This window comes from Pauljensenia sp. C0254C2, assembly GCF_056583835.1.
The window spans coordinates 131586-149601 of the sequence record NZ_JBWPJO010000005.1; the positions used below are offsets into that span (position 1 = coordinate 131586).

The following is an 18016-nucleotide window of genomic DNA, read 5'->3' on the forward strand; positions in this document are numbered from 1 at the left end:
GCACTGCGCCGGCCGACAACTGTCGGTGGCCTCGCGCATTACAGTGGCCACTGCTGACCTGTCCACGCAGCGTCGAAGAACATCCACTCATAGCGTGAGGCAACTTCGAAGGCTTTCGCCATACGTTCCCTCCCCGCATCATCGCTGGCCTGCGCATACTGGTCCGCGTAGTCCTTTGCGCGCCGTGTTGCTTCCTCGAATTCTGGCCCGGTGTAGGTTCTGATCCAGTCCCCGTAGGGGTGTGCGTCCAGCTCACCCTCGGAGTGGACACCCTCGCGGAGCCGGTGCCCGACGAAATCATAGAGCCAAAAGCATGGCAGTACTGCTGCGATGCCAACACCCTGCGTTTCGGCATGCGTGCTGGCCAGCAGAAATGACATGTAGGCGCGACATGTGGGGTTCATGATTGCCCCCTCGAGGACGTCCACATGTGAGGCGTGCAGCGAACGTTCATCCACCATTGTCTGATGCGCACACCCCGACCAGAATGTCACTTCGTCAGCGTCCCTGGCGCCGGCTGCCAGTGCGGACAAGGCGCGCGAATAGTCAATCAGGTACAACGCATCTTGGCGTAGGTACTCGTGGAATGTCTCCAGCTCAAGCGACCCGTCGGCAAGGGCGCAGACAAAGGGATGCCTGCTGATCGCGTTGCGCACCGGTTCGATGCGCTGCCATACCTGGTCGGTAAAACTCATGATTCCTCATTCCACAGGTCGACAAAGTGATGAACGGGACCGTGCCCCCTGCCCACATCGAGCGAGTCGGCAGCCAGGATCGCGCGCGTCAAGTAATCTTTCGCCTGAGCAATCGCATCAACCCAGGTGTCTGTGCGTGGGCGTCTGGCCGCTATGGCACTGGACAGCGTGCATCCGGTGCCGTGAGTGTTCTGTGTGTCAACACGCGTCCCCTTCAGGAATGAGACCCCGTCACCATCAATCAGCACGTCTGTGGACGTGTCGGTCAAGTGTCCGCCTTTGATGAGGACGCGGGTCATGCCGCGCGCGAGAAGTTCCTTGCCCTGGTCGGTTGCTTCGTCCAGCGTTGTCGCCACATCGCAATCCAGCAGCACGGCTGCTTCCTGCAGATTCGGGGTAATAATGTCAGCTTTCATGCACAGGTCGCGCACAGCGTCAACTGCGTCCTCGTCAACCAGTCGGTCACCCGAGGTCGCCACCATGACGGGGTCAAAAATCGTGTTCGCCAGGCGCGGCAGATATTCACCGATTGCGGCCGCAAGTTCCGTGCTTGCCACCATTCCCACTTTCGTGGCGTCCGGAGTGATGTCGTCCAGCAGCGTGTCCATCTGCTGGCGCACGAAGTCCACCGGGACGGGGAACACGCCTCGCACTCCTTGCGTCGATTGGGCGGTCAGCGCCGTAATGACACTCATTCCGTAAGCTCCTGAGGCGCTGAACGATTTGAGATCTGCCTGAATGCCTGCCCCACCGCTGGGGTCCGATCCGGCGATTGTTAGGGCTTTGACTGTTTTCATAAAATGTTCTCCTTCATCGCATGGATGATGCATGCGCTGTCATTCGGGGCTTGGATCATGAGCTGGCGGACGCACTGGATACATAGCCGGCACGTGCTGAGTCCCTTCCTCGGGGTCTGAATTGGGTGGTTAGTGACCCGCGCTGCGCAGGCCTTCTGCCCATTGATCTGCCAGTTCGCGTGCAGCTTCGCGCGCGTCGGGTGCTAGGCAAATTGCGGACACGACGGCCGCTCCGTCCAATCCTTCACGTGCCAGCGGTGCCATATCCGGTGCTTTGATGCCGCCGATTGCCACCGACGGCAGGTGTGTGCTGCGTGCGATCTGTCCTGTTCCATCGATGCCATGTTCCTCAGGAGCATCGGTTTTCGTGGATGTATCACGCACGACACCAATGCCGATGTAGTCGACGCGCCCCGGGTTCTCTTCGGCTTCCTTCAGTTCCTCAGGGGTGGAGGCCGACAGGCCGATGATGGCCTCGGGACCGATCAGCTTGCGGACAAGGGCAACCGGCAAGTCGGTTTGTCCAACGTGGACGCCTGCAACGGTCGCGCCCGCCTGGCGTGCCGCCAGGAATACGTCCACACGATCATTGATCAGGAGTGTGACCGAGTCAGCGACAGCGTCGGCCACTTCCATCACTTCGTTGAAGAAATCCAGTGACTCGGCATCTTTACACCGAAGCTGCACGCATGTCACTCCTCCGGCGACAGCTTCTGCCACCGTTTGCGCAACGGTGCGTCCCGCAGCGTGGCACATGTCTGCGTCCGTGACAAGATAGATGCTCAGGTCGAGGGATGAGACAGCCTTGTTCATCACTGGCCTGGCCTCACTGCGCGATGATGGTGACGCGTTCAAAGTCCTCATCGCGGAAGTTGTCCAGCGCGTCGAGGAACTCTATTTGGAACGTGCCGGTTCCGCGTGCACGCTCCGCCGCGATTTCCGAGGCCACCGCATACAGTGCGTGAACAGCAACCAAACCGTCAAGCTGGGTCCGAGCCACAGAGGCGAACGCGCCGGTCAGCGCGCCAAGTGAGCATCCCGCCCCAGTGATGCGGGTCAGCATATCTGAGCCACCCTCGACACGCACGATTGCGTCGGCTGAGACGATCGCATCGGACTTGCCGGACACAGCCACCAACGATCCATATTCGCTGTTGATGCGGCGGGCGGCATCGATGGCGGCGTCCACCGCATCAGCGGAGTCAACACCGCGGCCGCCTTCTCCCAGCCCTGCCAGAGCAATGATTTCCGACGGGTTGCCTCGCACAATTGACGGGCCGAGGGCGACCAGCTGATGCGCGAGCTGCGTGCGCACCGGCAGCGGCCCGATGGCAACCGGGTCAAGAACCCAGCACGTGCCCGCTTCGTTGGCGCTGGTGGCGGACTCCAGCGCGGCTTCGCACTGAGTCGGCGTCGGGGTTCCCAGGTTGATCAGCACAGCATTGGCAATTGCGGCAAAGGGACCGGATTCGCCGGGGATATCGACCATTGCCGGTGCTGCCCCAATGGCAAGCAGAGCGTTGGCCGTAAAGTTCGTGACTACCGAGTTGGTGATGGCTCCAACGAGCGGGTGGTGTGTTCTGACAGCGTGTAAAGCGTCGACGCATTGGGTATGGAAATTCTCCATCGGACATTCCTTCGTCAGCATTATCTGGACAGGTTCAACGGGTTTGATCTCAGCGTGAAGCACCCCGTGCCACTGATCACAATGCTATCAGGTTTATACGAAAAGGTCGAACTGCAATGATGAGCCTGCTGCTCAGTAGTGTGACACCACCACTGTGCCGACAGGGGCCCAGTTATAGATCCACTGCGCACCATCAACCGGCATATTGACACAACCGTGCGAGCCACCTTCACCTGACCAGCCAAAAGAGCTGCGTGAGGGCGCGCCGTGCAACGCGTAGTCACCGTGGAAGTATGACACCCACGGTGTGTATGTGCAGTAGTCGTAGCCGGGGCTGCAGCCCATCATCTGGTCCTGATGCTTGAGGTAGATGCGGAACGTTCCGGTAACGGTTTCCCACCCGGGCTTGCCGGGAACCATCGGGATCGGGCCCTGGACAACAGTTGCACCTTCGTAAGCGGTCACTGATGCGTTCGACAGGTCCACGTCGATCCACTTTTCACCAGGAGCTGCCTGATACACCTTGTCGCCAGCACCATCCGCAATCTCGCGGGTGGTGAATTCGGGTTCGGTCTGGTCGTAGTCAAAATCGCCTTCGTAGGCGGTGCCGTCTTTCAGGGCTGCGAGCAGCTCATCGGCCACCTCGCCAGCGTTGTTGACGGTCCATCCGCTCTTACCTGGATCCGCGACCGCGACAACGTCCCCACGCGAATTGACGTTCTTGACACCCTTCGTGGGCTCTTCGTTGGTGGACAGCGCGGTCGATTCAACCCACGCGCGAACCGGTTTCTCATTCCACGTGACATCAAGTGCGCCTGTGTTGGCGGCAGCGCCCTTGCCACCAGCTCCGCCCGCGGCGTTCAGATCCGGCAGCGCGATCCACGTCGAGCGTTCACGCGCATCGGGTGAGTAGGTGTGAATACCGTCAGTAATCGATACAGGAATTTCCAGCATCGTGTTCGCCTTGTCTGCAAGTTGCTGAGCAATTTGCGTGGTCACCGTCGGGCTGACGGCGATCATCGGCAAGTCAATGTCCTGGGTAGTCAGCGTGCGCGCAGCTTCATCGCATGCACTGGCAAGCTGCTCGAGGTCGACACTGTGCCCTTCCTGTGCTTCAATCACGCTGAATGTGCCACCGTCTTCGTTGAACTGGATGGAACCTTCGCGTACGGGCTGGTCAACAGAGGCGGAAACTTTCTGGGTCAATGCCTGCGCAGCCGCATCATCTCGCGAGGTCACCACCTGGACATCCCGCGAGGTAAACAGTGAGGAGATGCGTGACAGGATCGAACCGTTGGGAGCGAACACATCATCCAGCGTGGCGTCGGTGTCGATGGTGATTCCCGCTTCTTCCAGCGTCGCGCTGGTCAGCGTACCGTCAACCGTCACATTGATGCTGGCGTGTGAGGCTCGCTCCTGCAGACCTTGGGCAATTTCGTCGCGGTTTTGTCCGGACACGGACTGTCCGGCGACAGTGGTTCGCGGCAAGGCGCGGTCAGCGAAGTAGGCCGCGTACGCACCCACACCGATCACTGCAACGAGCAGTGCTCCTAGTAATGCGATCAGCGCCCATGAGGCTTTCGCTGAGAGCTTCCCAATAGTCATACCTCGATAGTAACGAGGCTATCGGTGCAATTCCATGTCGACTTGCCCACGATCTCATCTCCGCACACGTTAATTGACCGATTGGGCATTACGATGGTTCAGAAAAGCCGTTTGTAAAGGAGGACAAGTGCAGACCCCTCGTGTCTTAGTCGTTCCGGGAGGCACTTCCGTTGGAGCAGCGGCTTTGGCTTACGCCTCGCTCAGCAAACTGGCTGAACAGGCACGCACAGCATCAGACGGCGCCATGGACGAGGCACCCTCGTCGCACAAGCGAACAGTCGTGGTCATGCGTCCTCCCAGCGAGATCCCCCATACGTCCTTGCGCCATCTTCAAACCGATGTGTCACACGCTTTTCCTGAACTACCCGAAGACGTCCGCAATGACCCGGCTCTTCTGGACGGCGTCGACGTAGTGATTCCGACGTCGGGGTCATCAACGGGAACGCCTCACCTCGTTGGCCTGTCCACCGAGGCATTAATCGCATCCGTGCACTCCACTCACGCGGCGCTGGAGGGGCCGGGGCGTTGGATTCTTGCGCTTCCTGCCCATCACATCGCCGGTGCTCAGGTCCTCATGCGCAGTGCAGTCGCCGGTTTCAGCCCGATGGTGGTGGACACGGATTCAGGTTTCCGCCCCGCTGACCTGCTCTCTTCCATCGCGGGTGCCACTCAGGATTCACAGGTGCCAGGGTATCTCTCGCTGGTACCCGTGCAGCTGCGAGCGTGTTTGGATGCCGGTGAGGAAGTTATTCGCGCACTGGCCTCGCTTGCCGGTGTCCTCGTCGGCGGTTCTTCCATAACCAAGGAACTCCTGCAGGCTGCGCGCAACCACGGCATCCGGGTGGTCACGACCTATGGCATGACTGAAACGGGTGGCGGCTGCGTGTACAACTCGCGTCCCTTGCCGGGGGTAACGGTCCGCGCTGTCGACGTTGACGGGCAATCACGCCTGGCAATTGCCGGGCCCATGCTCATGACAAAGTACCTGGACGGCCCCTCCCCCTTCATTGACGAGGGTGGCGCACGGTGGCTGCTGACAGGTGATATCGGTCGAATTGCCTCCAATGGCGACGTTCAGGTGCTGGGGCGCAGCGATGATGTCATCGTGACGGGCGGCCTGTCAGTGGCACCTGGTCCGGTTCGTGATGCCGTGTTGTCAGCTCCGGGTGTGCGTGACAGTTGGATCCTCGATCTTGAAGACGAACGCTGGGGGCACGTGGTCACCGCCGCGGTGGTGCGCGATAGCTCGCACAGTGCGGATCTGGATTCATGGGCGCGCTCCATTCGCGATCACGTGGGAGCGCGTCTGGGCCGAGCGCAGGCTCCACGCGTTGTCGTACCGCTTCACACACTGCCCATGCTGGAATCCGGGAAAGTTGACCGGAGCCGTGTGCGGGCACTGGTGATGGAACAGATCGAACACGGGGAGCACTGGCGACGCTAAATGGCAACTGTTCAAGACTGGATTGAGGGCGCCCGCCTTCGCACACTTCCGGCCGCTCTTGCGCCCGTGATTGTGGGAACTGCGGCTGCAGCTGAGCTGGATCAGTTGCACTGGGGGCGCGCATTGCTCGCACTGTGTGTGGCGCTGGCTTTGCAAATCGGTGTGAACTTTTCGAATGACTATTCTGACGGCGTGCGTGGAACGGATGACTTTCGCACCGGCCCGCCACGTTTGACGAGCGGCGGCTCGGTCTCTCCGCGCGTCGTCCTGGCAGTGGCGCTGGCTTGTTTCGCTGTGGCAGGCGTGGCCGGTCTGGTTCTGATCGCATTGTCTGGCCAGTGGTGGTTGCTGGTGGTGGGCGTCGCGGCAGTTGCCGCCGCATGGTTTTACACTGGTGGACGCAATCCGTACGGGTATATGGGTGTGGGGCTGTCCGAGCTGATGGTGTTCATTTTCTTCGGGTTGGTCGCAACTGTGGGCACCACATGGACGCAGACTCTGGGTGCTCCCTGGTGGGTGTGGCGTGCCGGAGCAGGCATGGGGTTCGAATCGATCGCCTTGCTCATGGTGAATAACTTGCGTGACATTCCCACGGACAGGGCCTCTGGGAAGATGACGCTGGCTGTACGTTTGGGTGATCCCGCTTCGCGAGCGGCGTATTGCGCGCTCCTCGTGGCCGCAGTTGTGGTGCTGGCGATCAGTGTGCATTCCCCGTGGTGGGCGGTGTGTGTGGCCGCTGTTCTGATGGCCGGCACCGTCATTCCCGGTATTCGAATCGTTCTTAGCGGTGCGGTTGGCCGCGATCTGATACGCGCCTTGAAGTACACGGGGATCGCGACGCTGGCGTGCGCCGTCATCGTTTCAGTGGCCATCGTCATCTAAGTCGTGTCGAGGCATGGTCGTTCCTGACCTAAAATGGTGGGATGGTTCGTATTCTTGCCGTTGTCCTGTGGATTGCCGTCACTATTTACGCAATCGCTGACTGGGCACGCACTCCTGATGATGAAGTGCCTGGTCGTATCGGCCGTATGTGGTGGCTGACGATCATCGTCATCACGATGCCGTTTATTTCCATCGGGTCAATCGTGTGGATCCTGCTGCGAACCATCACGCGCGCCGAATCCGGGGAAACCACGGGGTTGTCGGACTTGACATCAGAATCGAATCCGCTGCGTTCTGGATGGTCCCGGCGACCTGACCGTTCGCAGTCCTCGCAGCGTCGCGAACCACTGGCACCCGACGATGATCCGGATTTCCTGTTCCGCCTGGAACGTGACATTCAGCGCCGCCGACGCGAGCAGGCTCGCAATGAGGAAGCGCACGGAGACCACGCGAAGCCCGTTGACAGCGACTCGAGTTCTCCCGACGAGCCTGGATATCGCGTGCCGCCAGCCGGTTCCACATCAGTTTCTGATTCCGACCAGTCAGATCCGGCTGATTCATTTTCCGAAGAAGCAGACGCGACAGGGCCCGATTCCGACACCGATGCGGATCCAACAAGCCCTGATTCCTCAACCAATGCAGACGCGCCAGGGCCTGATTCCACTAGCAATGCGGGCCCAGCAGGTCGCGATTCCTTCACCGACGAAGATACGTCCGAGACTGGCGACCCGTTGGATGAGGACCCCGAGCTCTAACACTCACTGTCACTCATCACAGACATCTCCGAGCGCTCTCGTCTGCTCCGTCTCGCACCATCTGCTCCGTCTCGCCCCTCTGTCCGTTCTCTCCCCATCTGTCGATCTCGAGCTCGCTCGCGAGTTCCACACCGATGTGTCTTCACCGTTTGCGCAGTTCAGGCGGGTGCTAGTGAAAATCCCGCCTCGCAGACTGCCTTCAGATCGACAGTTGGGTGCAGAAAGAGACAGGCAGGTTCGGGAGGGGACAGTTGGAGGCAGAGGTACGCGCTAGACCGTTTATTGCGGTGCTGCCGCCCGCGCCTGACCGACTAGACATAGCCACGCACCGCCCGCACTCGAACAGGCCTACATCAAAGGGCCGGTACCGATAGGCTGTCCCAACCAGCCGGATACGCAGATGTCAGTTACTACCGTTTGAGCTGAGCTTCCGACGCACCTGGAGTCATGTCGGCCGCATGAGCCAACATGTCCTTGCATGGTTCGGAATAGTCGAGACCCACCAGCGTCGAGCCGCTGAAATGGAAGCTCGTCACCGATGCCAGGGAACACACACGAGACAGTGGCGAGTGTGCCAACATGCGACCCTGCACGAAACGAGTCAGCGCTGTGATCGGCATTTGGTGAGAAACCACCAACGCTTCATGCCCACGGGCCTTGTCCAGGGCTGAGGAAACTGCCGCACTCATTCGCGACGCAGCATCAGCATAGGATTCTCCCCACGAGGGACGTAACGGATTGAGATAGAGGTGCCAGTAACGCGGATGCAGTAAGAGTGCGCGGTTGGCGTTAATGGGCAGACCCTCGAAAGCTGAATCTGCTTCGATCAGGCGCACGTCCGCCTGGACAGGTACGTCAAAGGCCCGCGCGGTCGGAGCAGCGCTCTGCTGAGCACGTTTGAGTGGCGATGCAATAATGGCCGTGACATCGGCGCCCTCGTCAATGAGGTACTGAGCGACCCGTTCCGCCATCGCGTGCCCGAGCTCAGTCAGGCCGAATCCAGGGAGCCTTCCGTACAGAACACCGTCGGGATTATCGACTTCCCCGTGGCGCATCACGTGGATCGTTGTCAGTTCCATGGTTGTCACCCTTCGATGGGTTTGTGCCGCTGGTCGGCTACTCAGGTTGATCAGATATAAAACGAGACCCGACCACGATGGCCGGGCCCCGGTCGCGTCACTTCTTGTTACGACGCTGGTGCCGTGTCTTGCGCAGCAACTTGCGGTGCTTCTTCTTTGCCATGCGCTTACGGCGCTTCTTGATAACGGAACCCATAGGGCCCTCCCTCGTCATTCACAAATTGAATGCAGTCATGATGGTGCATGACAGCTACGGTCTGGGGTACCTCGAAAGATACAACCCTACTATCCTACCCGCTTATTCCACTTTGACGTTCATCGGACCATTGCGCAAGGCCGGCATCGATGATGTGACTCACTGCAGCCTCGGGCACTCTGAAGCTGCGGCCGACGCGAAGAGCAGGCAATTCACCCTTGTTAATCAAGCGGTAGACAGTCATTTTGGACACACGCATGAGATCTGCCACTTCCGCAACCGTCATAAAACGGGGCGCAGGTGAAGAGTCCATTGCGTCTCCCAAAAACAAAGAGGCGGGCAGGTCTGATCACTGCTCCGAGAAGCCTCGAGCCCTATCTTAATGCCATTCAGGACTTTTTCAGCAACTATCGACGAAAAACCTCCTCATCCACTTTCACTCTTTTATATACACAGAGGTTTATTCTGATCCACATGGAAAGCCGCATTACGATCGCTGATATCGCGCAGCATGTCGGGCTGTCCACCGCGACGGTCAGCATGGCGCTCAATAGCGTTCACAAGTCACGCATCCCTGAGGCCACCATTGAACGCGTCCAGCAGGCTGCTCGCCACCTTGGCTATGTACCCAATCTCACAGCGCGTAATTTACGTACCGGCACGACATCGACGGTTGGATTCGTTTCCAGTGGAGTGACCGTTACTCGATTCGCATCGCAGATGATCCGTGGAATCCTCGACACCGCAGACGAGCATTCCTTCTCAGTCCTCATGATGGAAGTCGACCGAAGCCCCGACGGCATGGCGCGCGCACTGAGCGCCCTCAGGTCCCGCGCAGTCGAAGGATTTGCAGTCGGCCTGATGTCCCCACGCCTGGTCTCCTTGCCGCATTTGACGTCAGGATTGCCCGGGGTAATCATTAACGGCCAGGCCGACGGGTGGCATTCGATCATGCCTGACGAGGAAGACGCGGGTCGCCGTGCCATTGCCTACCTGCGAGCGCATGGGCACCGTCGCGTAGCTCTGATCGGGCGCTATCCGACTGACCCCGCACCCGAAGTATCCATCTGCATAGGAGCCCGCTTGCGCGGTATTGACGCAGGATGCGCTGCGTCAGGCGTACAGATCGTTGATGAGGTTCCTGGGGAAGCATGGGAGTCTCCGCTGGGCTTCGAAGGTGCGAATGCGATCCTCGATCGACTAGATCGCAGCGGCGCAGCGGCCATCGTTGCAGCCAACGACCGAATCGCAATGGGCGTGTACCAGGCGCTCTGTGATCGGAACCTGCGGGTGCCTGACGACATGTCGGTGCTCTCGTTTGACGATGAGCCACTTGCCAACATGATGCGCCCGCCGATGACGACGCTGCATCTGCCGTACCTGGAGATGGGCGCCCTTGGGATGGAGTACCTGGTTGACTGTGCCCGCTCACATGGGCGGGCACAGAAGAATGCAGATAATCAGTCATCGCAGTCGGAGCCCCACTCGGAACCAACCCTTGTTCATGTGCCGATCGTGGAGCGGGACTCCGTTCGCACAATTGGGTAGCGCCCTCTGCTGGGCACGGCTTGGCGCCCTCTGCTGGACAATGACTCGCGCCACCAGCGGGGCGGCGCTACCTAGCGCCTTATGTGAGAGCTGCCTCGCAGCGTCAGGTGAACGCTGGCAGGCATCGCCTTGAAGCGCGCCACCGATGCTGTTTACAGTGATGGGGACAGCTTGGATACCTTTTCGCGCCCATTACTGGCGCATCACAGGAGGCTGACACCTGATGAGTACGCCGACGGATTCGCACAATATCGAGCCGACCAATGAAGGCGCACAGATCCCCGAACAGGAAGATCACCTGAACGCTGGGAATACGCATGCCTTGGCACACGAGCAGCATCCCCTGCCCCACGCACCGCTCACCCTCGCACACGAGCAGGCGCTGGAACGCGCTGAAAAAGCCTCTGGCCAGCTTGAGCGCGCACGCAACGACCGCTGGTACCCCACCTTCCACATTGCTGCTCGAGCAGGGTGGATCAACGACCCGAACGGACTGTGCTACTTCGACGGTCGCTATCACGCGTTCTATCAGCATCACCCCTACGGCTCCGCATGGGGTCCGATGCACTGGGGCCATGTCTCATCTGCTGACCTGGTGACCTGGCAGCGCGAGCGAATCGCCCTCGCCCCCAGCATTCCGGCAGATCAGGATGGCGTTTTTTCCGGCTCCGCCGTCGAGGGGCCAGACGGCCTGCTGTATGTGTTCTATACCGGAAATCGCTGGCTTGACGGCCACGCGGACGGTCGCAACGAGCAGACGCAGTGCCTGGCGGTATCCGAGGACGGCCTGACTTTCCACAAGGAAGGCGTCATTATTGACGCCCCTGGCCTCCCGAACTTCCGTGACCCGAAAGTGTGGCGTCAAGGCGTTACGTGGTGCATGGTGCTGGGCGCGACCTCTGAAGCTGATCGCGGCCAGGTTCACCTGTATACCTCACCGGACCTGCGCACCTGGAGCTTTGACCGCGTCCTGTTCGAAGATCCTGACCCGCACGTCTACATGCTCGAATGCCCTGACCTGTTCCCCTTGGGTGACCACTGGGTACTGTGCTACGGGCCGATGACCAACGCACGCGCATCCGGCTATGCCATGCGTAACGGGCATAACGCCGGTTATGTCGTAGGCGATTGGACGCTGGGCAGCGATTTCCATCCATTGACCGATTACGCCCTGTCTGATTGGGGCTCAAACTACTACGCACAGCAGACCTTCGAGGCTCCTGATGGCCGACGCATCGCACTGGCATGGATGGGAGCATTCACGCTGCCTCTCGCACCCCAGTACAGCGACAACTGGTCCGGCCAGTTCACCGTGCCGCGCGAGTTGACGCTCACCGAGGACCTCAAGCTGGCCGCCACTGCCCTGCCTGAACTCAACGGGCTGGAATGTGGTCGGGACACCCTCGGCACTTTTGTTCTTGACGCGAACCGCGACAGGCTCCTGGTTGACGACGGGGACGCATTCGCCATTGACATGGTTGTTGACCTGTCTGCCACCACCTCTGAGCAGGTTGGATTGCGTGTCAACGAAACATCGGACGGATCCTACACGTGGGTGGCGTACGACGATCTGGCGCGCCGCATCGTTGTCGACAGGCGTACGAAGGCAGGAACTGATCGCGGCTACCGCAGCGCCCCCATCGACATGGACGAGGGTGACTCCCACCTGCGGATGACTGTCCTGGTTGATCGCGGATCGGTGGAAGTGTTCGCGGGGCGCAACACGGCGACTCTTTCTGCTTGTGCTTTCCCTTCTGAGGGCAAACGCCGTACCTCGTTGTCCAGCATCTCCGGGATCATCAGCGTTGAGGAGCTGACCGTGCGCCACCTCGACTCCATCTATTCTGATAACGGGTCCAACCCGCGTACGATGGGCTAGCATCACAGTGCTGACCCGCCTCGGGTGATCTGCTTAAAGGAGTTGTCATGGTCCGTTCCTCGCGCCCGCACCGGCGCTCACTGAAACGGATCAACCGGCCGATCACCACTACATCACTCAGACGGCGACGCTCCCCTATCCAACCGGGTGAACCGCCGAGCCTTGAGTCATCATCAGCGGCACCCCTGGTTCGGCGTGTGGACGGCCCTCAGCTCACGCTCTTGCGCAAATCAGGCTGGGACCACCTGCGCGAATGGGTTGAGCAGCGAGCGCGCACGTCACCGGCGCGCCTGGCGATCGCCGTGTTCGCCACGATCGCGATAATCATCACACTGCTGTTGCTTTTGCCATTTTCTTCTGCGACAGGGCGGCCCGCATCATTTGTGGACGTGTTGTTTACCGCAGTGTCGGCGGTGTGTGTCACAGGTCTGACAACGGTCGATACTGCAACGCAGTGGTCCTCTTTCGGGCAGGCCGTCATCGCCATCGGTATCGCGATCGGTGGCCTCGGCGTCATGACCCTGGCCTCCATCCTCGGCTTCGCCGTGTCGCGTCACCTGGGGCTCACGCAGCGCATGCTCGCCGCCATGGAAACAAAGTCGTCCGGTATGGGGCAGGTCGGTTCCCTGCTGCGCGCAGTTGTGGGCACGTCGCTGATTGCCGAGGCAATCCTATTCGTCATATTTCTGCCACGTTTCCTGCAGCTGACGGACTCCGTGACAGGTGCAATCGGACACGCATTGTTTCTGTCGATCTCCGTATTCAATAACGCCGGATTCGTCAACATTCCAGGTGGTCTAGCACCCTTCGTGTCCGACTGGTGGATGCTGTTCCCCATCGCACTGGGCACGGCTGTAGGAGCGGTAGGTTTCCCCGTTGTCACCGATGTGGTCGCGCGGTGGCGCACGCCTCGCCGCTGGACGCTCCACACTAAATTGACCATCACGATGTACCTGCTGCTGCTGGTAGTCGGCTCAGTGCTGATGGCTCTGACGGAGTGGGGCAACCCGCAAACCCTGGGGCCGCTTGATACGAGTTCAAAGGTTCTCAATGTGTTCCTGGCGGGAGTCAATAGTCGCTCTTCAGGTCTGTCTGCCCTGAATGTGGGCGGTATGCAGCCTCAGACACACTTCGTCCAGGACATCCTCATGATGATCGGCGGCGGTTCGGCTTCAACTGCAGGCGGTATCAAGGTCTCCACATTTGCCGTCCTCATGCTGGCTGTCGTGGCAGAAGCTAGAGGCGATCACGATATTGAAGCGTACGGCCGCCGCATCCCGCACTCAGTGGTACGTCTCGCCGTTGCCGTGGCGCTCATCGGCTCAGCAATGGTGGCGACCGCAGTAATCATTTTGCTGTCCGTGACGAACTACTCCCTGGACGTCGTCCTCTTTGAGACGGTGTCCGCATTCGCCACGGTTGGTCTGTCCACTGGTATCACTCCGACCCTGCCGACTTTCGCCAAGTATGTGCTCACTATCCTCATGCTCGCCGGACGTATGGGCACGATGACGGTTGCTGCAGCTCTGGCACTGCGTGAACGACGCCGCGTGATCAGAATGCCGGCTGAGCGGCCCATCGTCGGATAGGTCTGCCTCGTTCATCCCGGCGCTGTGGGACAATACCACTATGGCAGAAGAAAAACCGCTCGCGTCCGGCACGTTGGTGATCGGGCTGGGACGCTTCGGATCAGCCGTTGCCGCCACGTTGGATCGGCTCGGGCACGAAATTCTCGGTGTGGAAAAGGATCCACGACGCGTCCAGCAATTTGCGGGTCGTATCCCGCTGGTTGAAGCTGATGCGTCCAATGCGGAGGCGCTCGAACAGCTCGGCGCACGCGAGTTTGCGTCGGCAGTTGTCGGGATCGGCTCTTCGCTGGAAGCGTCCGTGCTCATCACTGCCAACCTGGTTGATATTGAGATCCCCTCGATTTGGGCGAAAGCCATCTCACGTGAACACGGACGCATCCTCAAACGCATCGGCGCACACCACGTGGTCTACCCCGAATTTGATGCCGGTCAGCGCACTGCGCACCTGGTGGGTGGCCGCATGCTTGACTACATCGAAATGGATAAGCAGGGCTTCGCCATCATGAAGCTGCGGCCGCCTCAGGAAATTCAGGGATTCACCCTGGCAGAGCTGGATCTTCGCGCACAGTACGGCGTCAACATGCTCGGTGTGATGCGCCCCGGTAAGCCCTTCGAATACGCCGACTCGTCCACACGCATCAACCCGGAGGACATCATTATCGTGTCCGGCGATGCGATGCTGCTTGAGCACTTCGCCCACAGGCCCTGAGCGGTAGGTCTCCAGATGCACATGACGACCTTTATCGTGTGACCATGGCGAAAGACAAAACCACCTTCGAATGCACTGAGTGCGGATGGACGTCCCCGAAGTGGGTCGGTCAGTGTCGTCAGTGCCATGAGTGGGGCACACTGGAAGAAGCTGGCCGTCCCTCCGCGCTGCTGCCGGCTACCGCCACGCCTTCGCGTCAAGCTCAGCCCATTGTGCAGGTGGACGCTCACGCCGCTGACTGCCGATCGACAGGCGTCAGTGAGCTTGACCGTGTCCTTGGCGGTGGAATTGTCCCCGGTGCGGTGGTGTTGCTGGCCGGTGAACCTGGGGTGGGTAAATCGACGCTTTTGCTCGATGTTGCCTCACGCGCCGCCGCGCTGGCGCGGCGCAATGGTGACGGGCCGGTTCTGTACATCACGGGTGAGGAGTCCGCTTCCCAGGTGCGCAACCGCGCAGCCCGTATCGGCGCACTGGATGATGCCCTGCTGCTTGCTGACGAGGCTGACGTGGCCGTGATCGCCGGTCACGTTCAAGCGCAATCTCCTTCACTGCTGATTGTGGACTCCGTTCAGACGGCTTACTCACGCGATGAGCAGGGTGCGGCAGGCGGTGTCACGCAGGTTCGTGCGGTCACTGCGGCGCTGATCAGGCTGGCCAAGGAACGCAACATGCCTGTGCTGTTGGTCGGGCACGTCACCAAGGATGGCGGCATTGCCGGCCCACGCATTCTGGAGCACCTCGTTGATGTGGTCTGTCAGTTCGAGGGTGACCGGCACAATCGCCTGCGTCTGCTGCGCGCTGTGAAGAACCGCTACGGGCCGACCGATGAGGTCGGATGTTTTGAGCTGACCGATACGGGCATCCGCGGGCTTGCTGACCCGTCCGGCCTGTTCTTGTCATCGAACGGGCTGCATGTGCCTGGCTCGTGCACCACGATCACGCTGGAGGGGCGCCGACCGATGCCATTGGAAGTGCAGGCGCTGGTCGCTGCGAGCGCGGGCGGATCGCCACGCAGGACAACCGCCGGAGTGGATCATTCCCGTGTCGCCATGATTCTGGCGGTTTTGCAGGCGCGCCTGGGGTTGGACACGTCGTCGGAAGATGTCTACGTGTCGACGGTAGGTGGCGCGAAAGCCAGCGAGCCTGCGGTCGATTTGGCGTGTGCACTGTCAATCGTGTCGGCCTACCGTGGCGAGCCGCTGAGGGATAACCTCGTCGTTTTCGGTGAGGTGGGTCTGACCGGTGAGGTACGCGCGTGCGTGGGAGTACAACGCAGATTGCAAGAGGCAGCGCGTCTGGGTTTGACGCACGCTGTTATCCCTGCGCGCGGAGCTGACGACGTTCGGCCCGTCGACGGTATCGAAATCTTTCCGGTCAGTGATCTAGCCACTGGCGTTCGTGTCGGACTGCCGTAGACTGCAGGTAGGGTGACTTGAAAGAAGGAAGGTGCGCGATGACATCCGATGAGGCGACGTTGCGTGGCGCGCTTCAGGCGATCGCTCCTGGCACCGCTTTGCGTGAGGGGCTGGATCGTATCCAGCGTTCACACACCGGTGCTCTCATTGTCATGGGGATGACTCCTGAGATTGAAGCGATGTGTTCGGGTGGTTTCGAACTCGATGTCGAGTTTTCCGCCTCGGCACTGCGCGAACTGTGCAAGATGGATGGCGCAGTGATTCTCGAGGCCGATTCATGGCGCATCAAGCGAGCCAACGTTCAGTTGCTTCCTGATCCGTCCATCCCCACCAATGAATCAGGTATGCGTCATCGCACTGCGCAACGCACCGCACGCCAGACTGGCGTGCCCGTGCTGTCACTGTCGGCATCCATGCGTCTGATCTCCATCTATGTCGGCGCACTGCACCACTCGGTCGACGAGCCGGAAACACTGTTGTCGCGAGCAAATCTGGCTGTGGATACTCTGGACCGCTATTCGCAGCGCCTCGACGAGGTCCTGCAGACCCTGACGATTTTGGAGATGCGCGATTCTGCAACGGTGCGTGATGTTGCCACGGTGATGCAACGCATGGAGATGATCAGGCGCATCACCTCTGAAATCAACGGGTATCTTGAAGAGCTGGGCTCCAATGGGCGTCTCCTCGCCCTGCAGGTGGATGACCTGGTGCGCGGCTCTGCCTCTGAACGTGCATTGGTTTTGCGCGACTACATCCGGCACACGTCAGAAATTGCGCGCGCCGAATCACACCTGTCCACCCTGGAGGGTGACAAGCTGGTCGATCTGACTGCCATTGCAAACGTTCTGGGACTGCACGTTGCCGACATGTCTGACCTGGATAACGCCATTCAGCCGCGCGGCATACGCGCACTGTCGATGGTTCCCCATCTGCCGTGGAGCATCATTAAGGTGATCGCTTCAGAGTTCACATCGTTGTCAGAACTGCGCGAAGCAAGTACGGAAGATCTTCAACGCATTGAAGGCATTGGCCCGTATCGCGCTGGTCTGATCGTGGAGAATCTGGAACGTCAGCAGGCTATGGCACTGTCAGGAATCGTCGGCTGGTAGCACCAGGAACATCGGCACTTACTCATAGCGCACCTCGAACGTCAAGGGTGTCTTTGTCAGGACGCGACCTGCGAATGAGAGTCGCGCCGTGTACCCGCCGGCATCCGCGATATCTGCTTTCCCATCGGAGTCAGTGTCCACGGCCTGGCAGGATGCGTCGTAGATTCGCCCATCCCAGGCTATGTGCCCCGTCCATGACTGATGAGGTCCGAACAGCAATGGGACCTGCCCTGACTGGGATTCACATGAGGTCGTGTCGTATACCGTGTACCCACCTGTGTCGACCAGCAGACCTGCCTGATCGAAAGTCGTGAAGCACTGACGGTTGCTCTTGTTGGTGAACGTGACGTCGAACGAGGTGCCCTGCCCGATCAGGACTGGCGATGCGCCAAGGGCGATGGTGGCCTGAAATGACTGCGGGTCGCACACAGGCACACCGCCGACGGTGGCACCTGACTGTGAACCCTGGCCCGACTGTGCATATGTGTCGCCCGATTGCGCGTGTGCGGTCTGACCGGACTGCACCGCTGTTTGCACCTGCCCTGCCCGCCGGCTTTCCGGTCCGATCGCTCGAGAGATGAGCGTCACAAGGCCCGCGACAAGCGCCACAACGATCAGGAGCAACACCGTGGTCGAAATGATGCGGCGCGGCCACGGATTACGACGGCGACGCACAGATGACTTCAT

General features: G+C 60.2%; 18 protein-coding genes and 1 riboswitch. Of the genes, 9 read left to right on the top strand and 9 right to left on the bottom strand.

The window, feature by feature from the left end:
- Positions 1 to 38 precede the first annotated feature (38 nt).
- The 5 genes from AC1DA5_RS05530 to AC1DA5_RS05550 all read right to left on the bottom strand — a co-directional run bounded on the left by AC1DA5_RS05530 (position 39) and on the right by AC1DA5_RS05550 (position 4724).
- Positions 39 to 695: a TenA family protein gene (locus tag AC1DA5_RS05530; RefSeq protein ID WP_092648802.1), complete on the bottom strand. Its 657-nt coding sequence runs from the start codon at positions 693 to 695 to the stop codon at positions 39 to 41.
- Positions 692 to 1492, bottom strand: a complete 801-nt coding sequence (gene thiD / locus AC1DA5_RS05535) for a bifunctional hydroxymethylpyrimidine kinase/phosphomethylpyrimidine kinase (protein ID WP_092648803.1) — start codon at positions 1490 to 1492, stop codon at positions 692 to 694. The genes AC1DA5_RS05530 and thiD overlap by 4 nt, the downstream gene beginning before the upstream one ends.
- A 129-nt stretch (positions 1493 to 1621) precedes the next feature.
- On the bottom strand, positions 1622 to 2356 hold the full coding sequence (gene thiE / locus AC1DA5_RS05540; protein ID WP_257590303.1) for a thiamine phosphate synthase: 735 nt from the start codon (positions 2354 to 2356) through the stop codon (positions 1622 to 1624).
- Positions 2319 to 3119 carry a hydroxyethylthiazole kinase gene (gene thiM, locus AC1DA5_RS05545; RefSeq protein WP_480289494.1) on the bottom strand — a complete coding sequence of 267 codons (801 nt, stop codon included), beginning with the start codon at positions 3117 to 3119 and terminating at the stop codon, positions 2319 to 2321. Before thiM ends, thiE begins: the two co-directional genes overlap by 38 nt.
- Positions 3109 to 3196: riboswitch (TPP riboswitch) on the bottom strand. Its footprint overlaps the gene before it by 11 nt.
- A gap of 55 nt (positions 3197 to 3251) precedes the next feature.
- A complete protein-coding gene (locus tag AC1DA5_RS05550; protein ID WP_285014787.1) occupies positions 3252 to 4724 on the bottom strand; it encodes a L,D-transpeptidase family protein in 1473 nt (490 codons plus the stop codon).
- 127 nt (positions 4725 to 4851) lie between these two features.
- Between AC1DA5_RS05550 and AC1DA5_RS05555 the strand changes: the two genes are divergently transcribed.
- From AC1DA5_RS05555 to AC1DA5_RS05565, 3 genes are read left to right on the top strand one after another with little or no spacing between them, the layout of a single operon-like run.
- A complete protein-coding gene (locus tag AC1DA5_RS05555) occupies positions 4852 to 6168 on the top strand; it encodes an AMP-binding protein (protein WP_092648806.1) in 1317 nt (438 codons plus the stop codon).
- Positions 6169 to 7050 (top strand): 1,4-dihydroxy-2-naphthoate polyprenyltransferase, encoded by an 882-nt coding sequence (locus AC1DA5_RS05560; RefSeq protein ID WP_480289497.1) that lies wholly within the window; start codon positions 6169 to 6171, stop codon positions 7048 to 7050.
- 41 nt (positions 7051 to 7091) lie between these two features.
- Positions 7092 to 7805: an MSCRAMM family adhesin SdrC gene (locus AC1DA5_RS05565; RefSeq protein WP_257590304.1), complete on the top strand. Its 714-nt coding sequence runs from the start codon at positions 7092 to 7094 to the stop codon at positions 7803 to 7805.
- 410 nt (positions 7806 to 8215) lie between these two features.
- Here AC1DA5_RS05565 and AC1DA5_RS05570 read toward each other — a convergent pair whose 3' ends face one another.
- The 3 genes from AC1DA5_RS05570 to AC1DA5_RS05580 all read right to left on the bottom strand — a co-directional run bounded on the left by AC1DA5_RS05570 (position 8216) and on the right by AC1DA5_RS05580 (position 9393).
- Complete coding sequence (locus AC1DA5_RS05570) at positions 8216 to 8884, bottom strand: histidine phosphatase family protein (protein ID WP_058237213.1); 669 nt, start codon at positions 8882 to 8884, stop codon at positions 8216 to 8218.
- A gap of 97 nt (positions 8885 to 8981) precedes the next feature.
- Positions 8982 to 9080, bottom strand: a complete 99-nt coding sequence (locus AC1DA5_RS05575; RefSeq protein ID WP_003792170.1) for a 30S ribosomal protein bS22 — start codon at positions 9078 to 9080, stop codon at positions 8982 to 8984.
- 94 nt (positions 9081 to 9174) lie between these two features.
- Complete coding sequence (locus tag AC1DA5_RS05580; protein ID WP_070725342.1) at positions 9175 to 9393, bottom strand: helix-turn-helix domain-containing protein; 219 nt, start codon at positions 9391 to 9393, stop codon at positions 9175 to 9177.
- A 161-nt stretch (positions 9394 to 9554) separates the two neighbouring features.
- Between AC1DA5_RS05580 and AC1DA5_RS05585 the strand changes: the two genes are divergently transcribed.
- From AC1DA5_RS05585 to disA, 6 genes are all read left to right on the top strand, one after another.
- Positions 9555 to 10628 carry a LacI family DNA-binding transcriptional regulator gene (locus tag AC1DA5_RS05585; protein ID WP_092648807.1) on the top strand — a complete coding sequence of 358 codons (1074 nt, stop codon included), beginning with the start codon at positions 9555 to 9557 and terminating at the stop codon, positions 10626 to 10628.
- Positions 10629 to 10851: 223 nt separating this feature from the next.
- A complete protein-coding gene (locus tag AC1DA5_RS05590; RefSeq protein WP_092648808.1) occupies positions 10852 to 12507 on the top strand; it encodes a glycoside hydrolase family 32 protein in 1656 nt (551 codons plus the stop codon).
- A gap of 47 nt (positions 12508 to 12554) precedes the next feature.
- Complete coding sequence (locus AC1DA5_RS05595; protein ID WP_082628574.1) at positions 12555 to 14096, top strand: TrkH family potassium uptake protein; 1542 nt, start codon at positions 12555 to 12557, stop codon at positions 14094 to 14096.
- Between the two features lie 40 nt (positions 14097 to 14136).
- A complete protein-coding gene (locus AC1DA5_RS05600; RefSeq protein ID WP_058237217.1) occupies positions 14137 to 14805 on the top strand; it encodes a potassium channel family protein in 669 nt (222 codons plus the stop codon).
- Positions 14806 to 14849: 44 nt separating this feature from the next.
- Positions 14850 to 16220 carry a DNA repair protein RadA gene (radA, locus tag AC1DA5_RS05605; protein ID WP_092649142.1) on the top strand — a complete coding sequence of 457 codons (1371 nt, stop codon included), beginning with the start codon at positions 14850 to 14852 and terminating at the stop codon, positions 16218 to 16220.
- A 38-nt stretch (positions 16221 to 16258) separates the two neighbouring features.
- Complete coding sequence (gene disA / locus AC1DA5_RS05610) at positions 16259 to 17329, top strand: DNA integrity scanning diadenylate cyclase DisA (RefSeq protein WP_092648809.1); 1071 nt, start codon at positions 16259 to 16261, stop codon at positions 17327 to 17329.
- 18 nt (positions 17330 to 17347) lie between these two features.
- Here disA and AC1DA5_RS05615 read toward each other — a convergent pair whose 3' ends face one another.
- Positions 17348 to 18016: a hypothetical protein gene (locus tag AC1DA5_RS05615; protein WP_070725335.1), complete on the bottom strand. Its 669-nt coding sequence runs from the start codon at positions 18014 to 18016 to the stop codon at positions 17348 to 17350.

What these genes read in the sequence shown, in the direction of transcription:
- AC1DA5_RS05530 (WP_092648802.1), bottom strand. Translation starts at nt 695, where the DNA reads ATGAGTTTTACCGACCAGGTATGGCAGCGCATCGAACCGGTGCGCAAC.
- thiD (WP_092648803.1), bottom strand. Translation starts at nt 1,492, where the DNA reads ATGAAAACAGTCAAAGCCCTAACAATCGCCGGATCGGACCCCAGCGGT.
- thiE (WP_257590303.1), bottom strand. Translation starts at nt 2,356, where the DNA reads ATGAGGACTTTGAACGCGTCACCATCATCGCGCAGTGAGGCCAGGCCA.
- thiM (WP_480289494.1), bottom strand. Translation starts at nt 3,119, where the DNA reads ATGGAGAATTTCCATACCCAATGCGTCGACGCTTTACACGCTGTCAGA.
- AC1DA5_RS05550 (WP_285014787.1), bottom strand. Translation starts at nt 4,724, where the DNA reads ATGACTATTGGGAAGCTCTCAGCGAAAGCCTCATGGGCGCTGATCGCA.
- AC1DA5_RS05560 (WP_480289497.1), top strand. Translation starts at nt 6,169, where the DNA reads ATGGCAACTGTTCAAGACTGGATTGAGGGCGCCCGCCTTCGCACACTT.
- AC1DA5_RS05565 (WP_257590304.1), top strand. Translation starts at nt 7,092, where the DNA reads ATGGTTCGTATTCTTGCCGTTGTCCTGTGGATTGCCGTCACTATTTAC.
- AC1DA5_RS05570 (WP_058237213.1), bottom strand. Translation starts at nt 8,884, where the DNA reads ATGGAACTGACAACGATCCACGTGATGCGCCACGGGGAAGTCGATAAT.
- AC1DA5_RS05575 (WP_003792170.1), bottom strand. Translation starts at nt 9,080, where the DNA reads ATGGGTTCCGTTATCAAGAAGCGCCGTAAGCGCATGGCAAAGAAGAAG.
- AC1DA5_RS05580 (WP_070725342.1), bottom strand. Translation starts at nt 9,393, where the DNA reads ATGGACTCTTCACCTGCGCCCCGTTTTATGACGGTTGCGGAAGTGGCA.
- AC1DA5_RS05585 (WP_092648807.1), top strand. Translation starts at nt 9,555, where the DNA reads ATGGAAAGCCGCATTACGATCGCTGATATCGCGCAGCATGTCGGGCTG.
- AC1DA5_RS05590 (WP_092648808.1), top strand. Translation starts at nt 10,852, where the DNA reads ATGAGTACGCCGACGGATTCGCACAATATCGAGCCGACCAATGAAGGC.
- AC1DA5_RS05595 (WP_082628574.1), top strand. Translation starts at nt 12,555, where the DNA reads ATGGTCCGTTCCTCGCGCCCGCACCGGCGCTCACTGAAACGGATCAAC.
- AC1DA5_RS05600 (WP_058237217.1), top strand. Translation starts at nt 14,137, where the DNA reads ATGGCAGAAGAAAAACCGCTCGCGTCCGGCACGTTGGTGATCGGGCTG.
- radA (WP_092649142.1), top strand. Translation starts at nt 14,850, where the DNA reads ATGGCGAAAGACAAAACCACCTTCGAATGCACTGAGTGCGGATGGACG.
- disA (WP_092648809.1), top strand. Translation starts at nt 16,259, where the DNA reads ATGACATCCGATGAGGCGACGTTGCGTGGCGCGCTTCAGGCGATCGCT.
- AC1DA5_RS05615 (WP_070725335.1), bottom strand. Translation starts at nt 18,016, where the DNA reads ATGAAGTCATCTGTGCGTCGCCGTCGTAATCCGTGGCCGCGCCGCATC.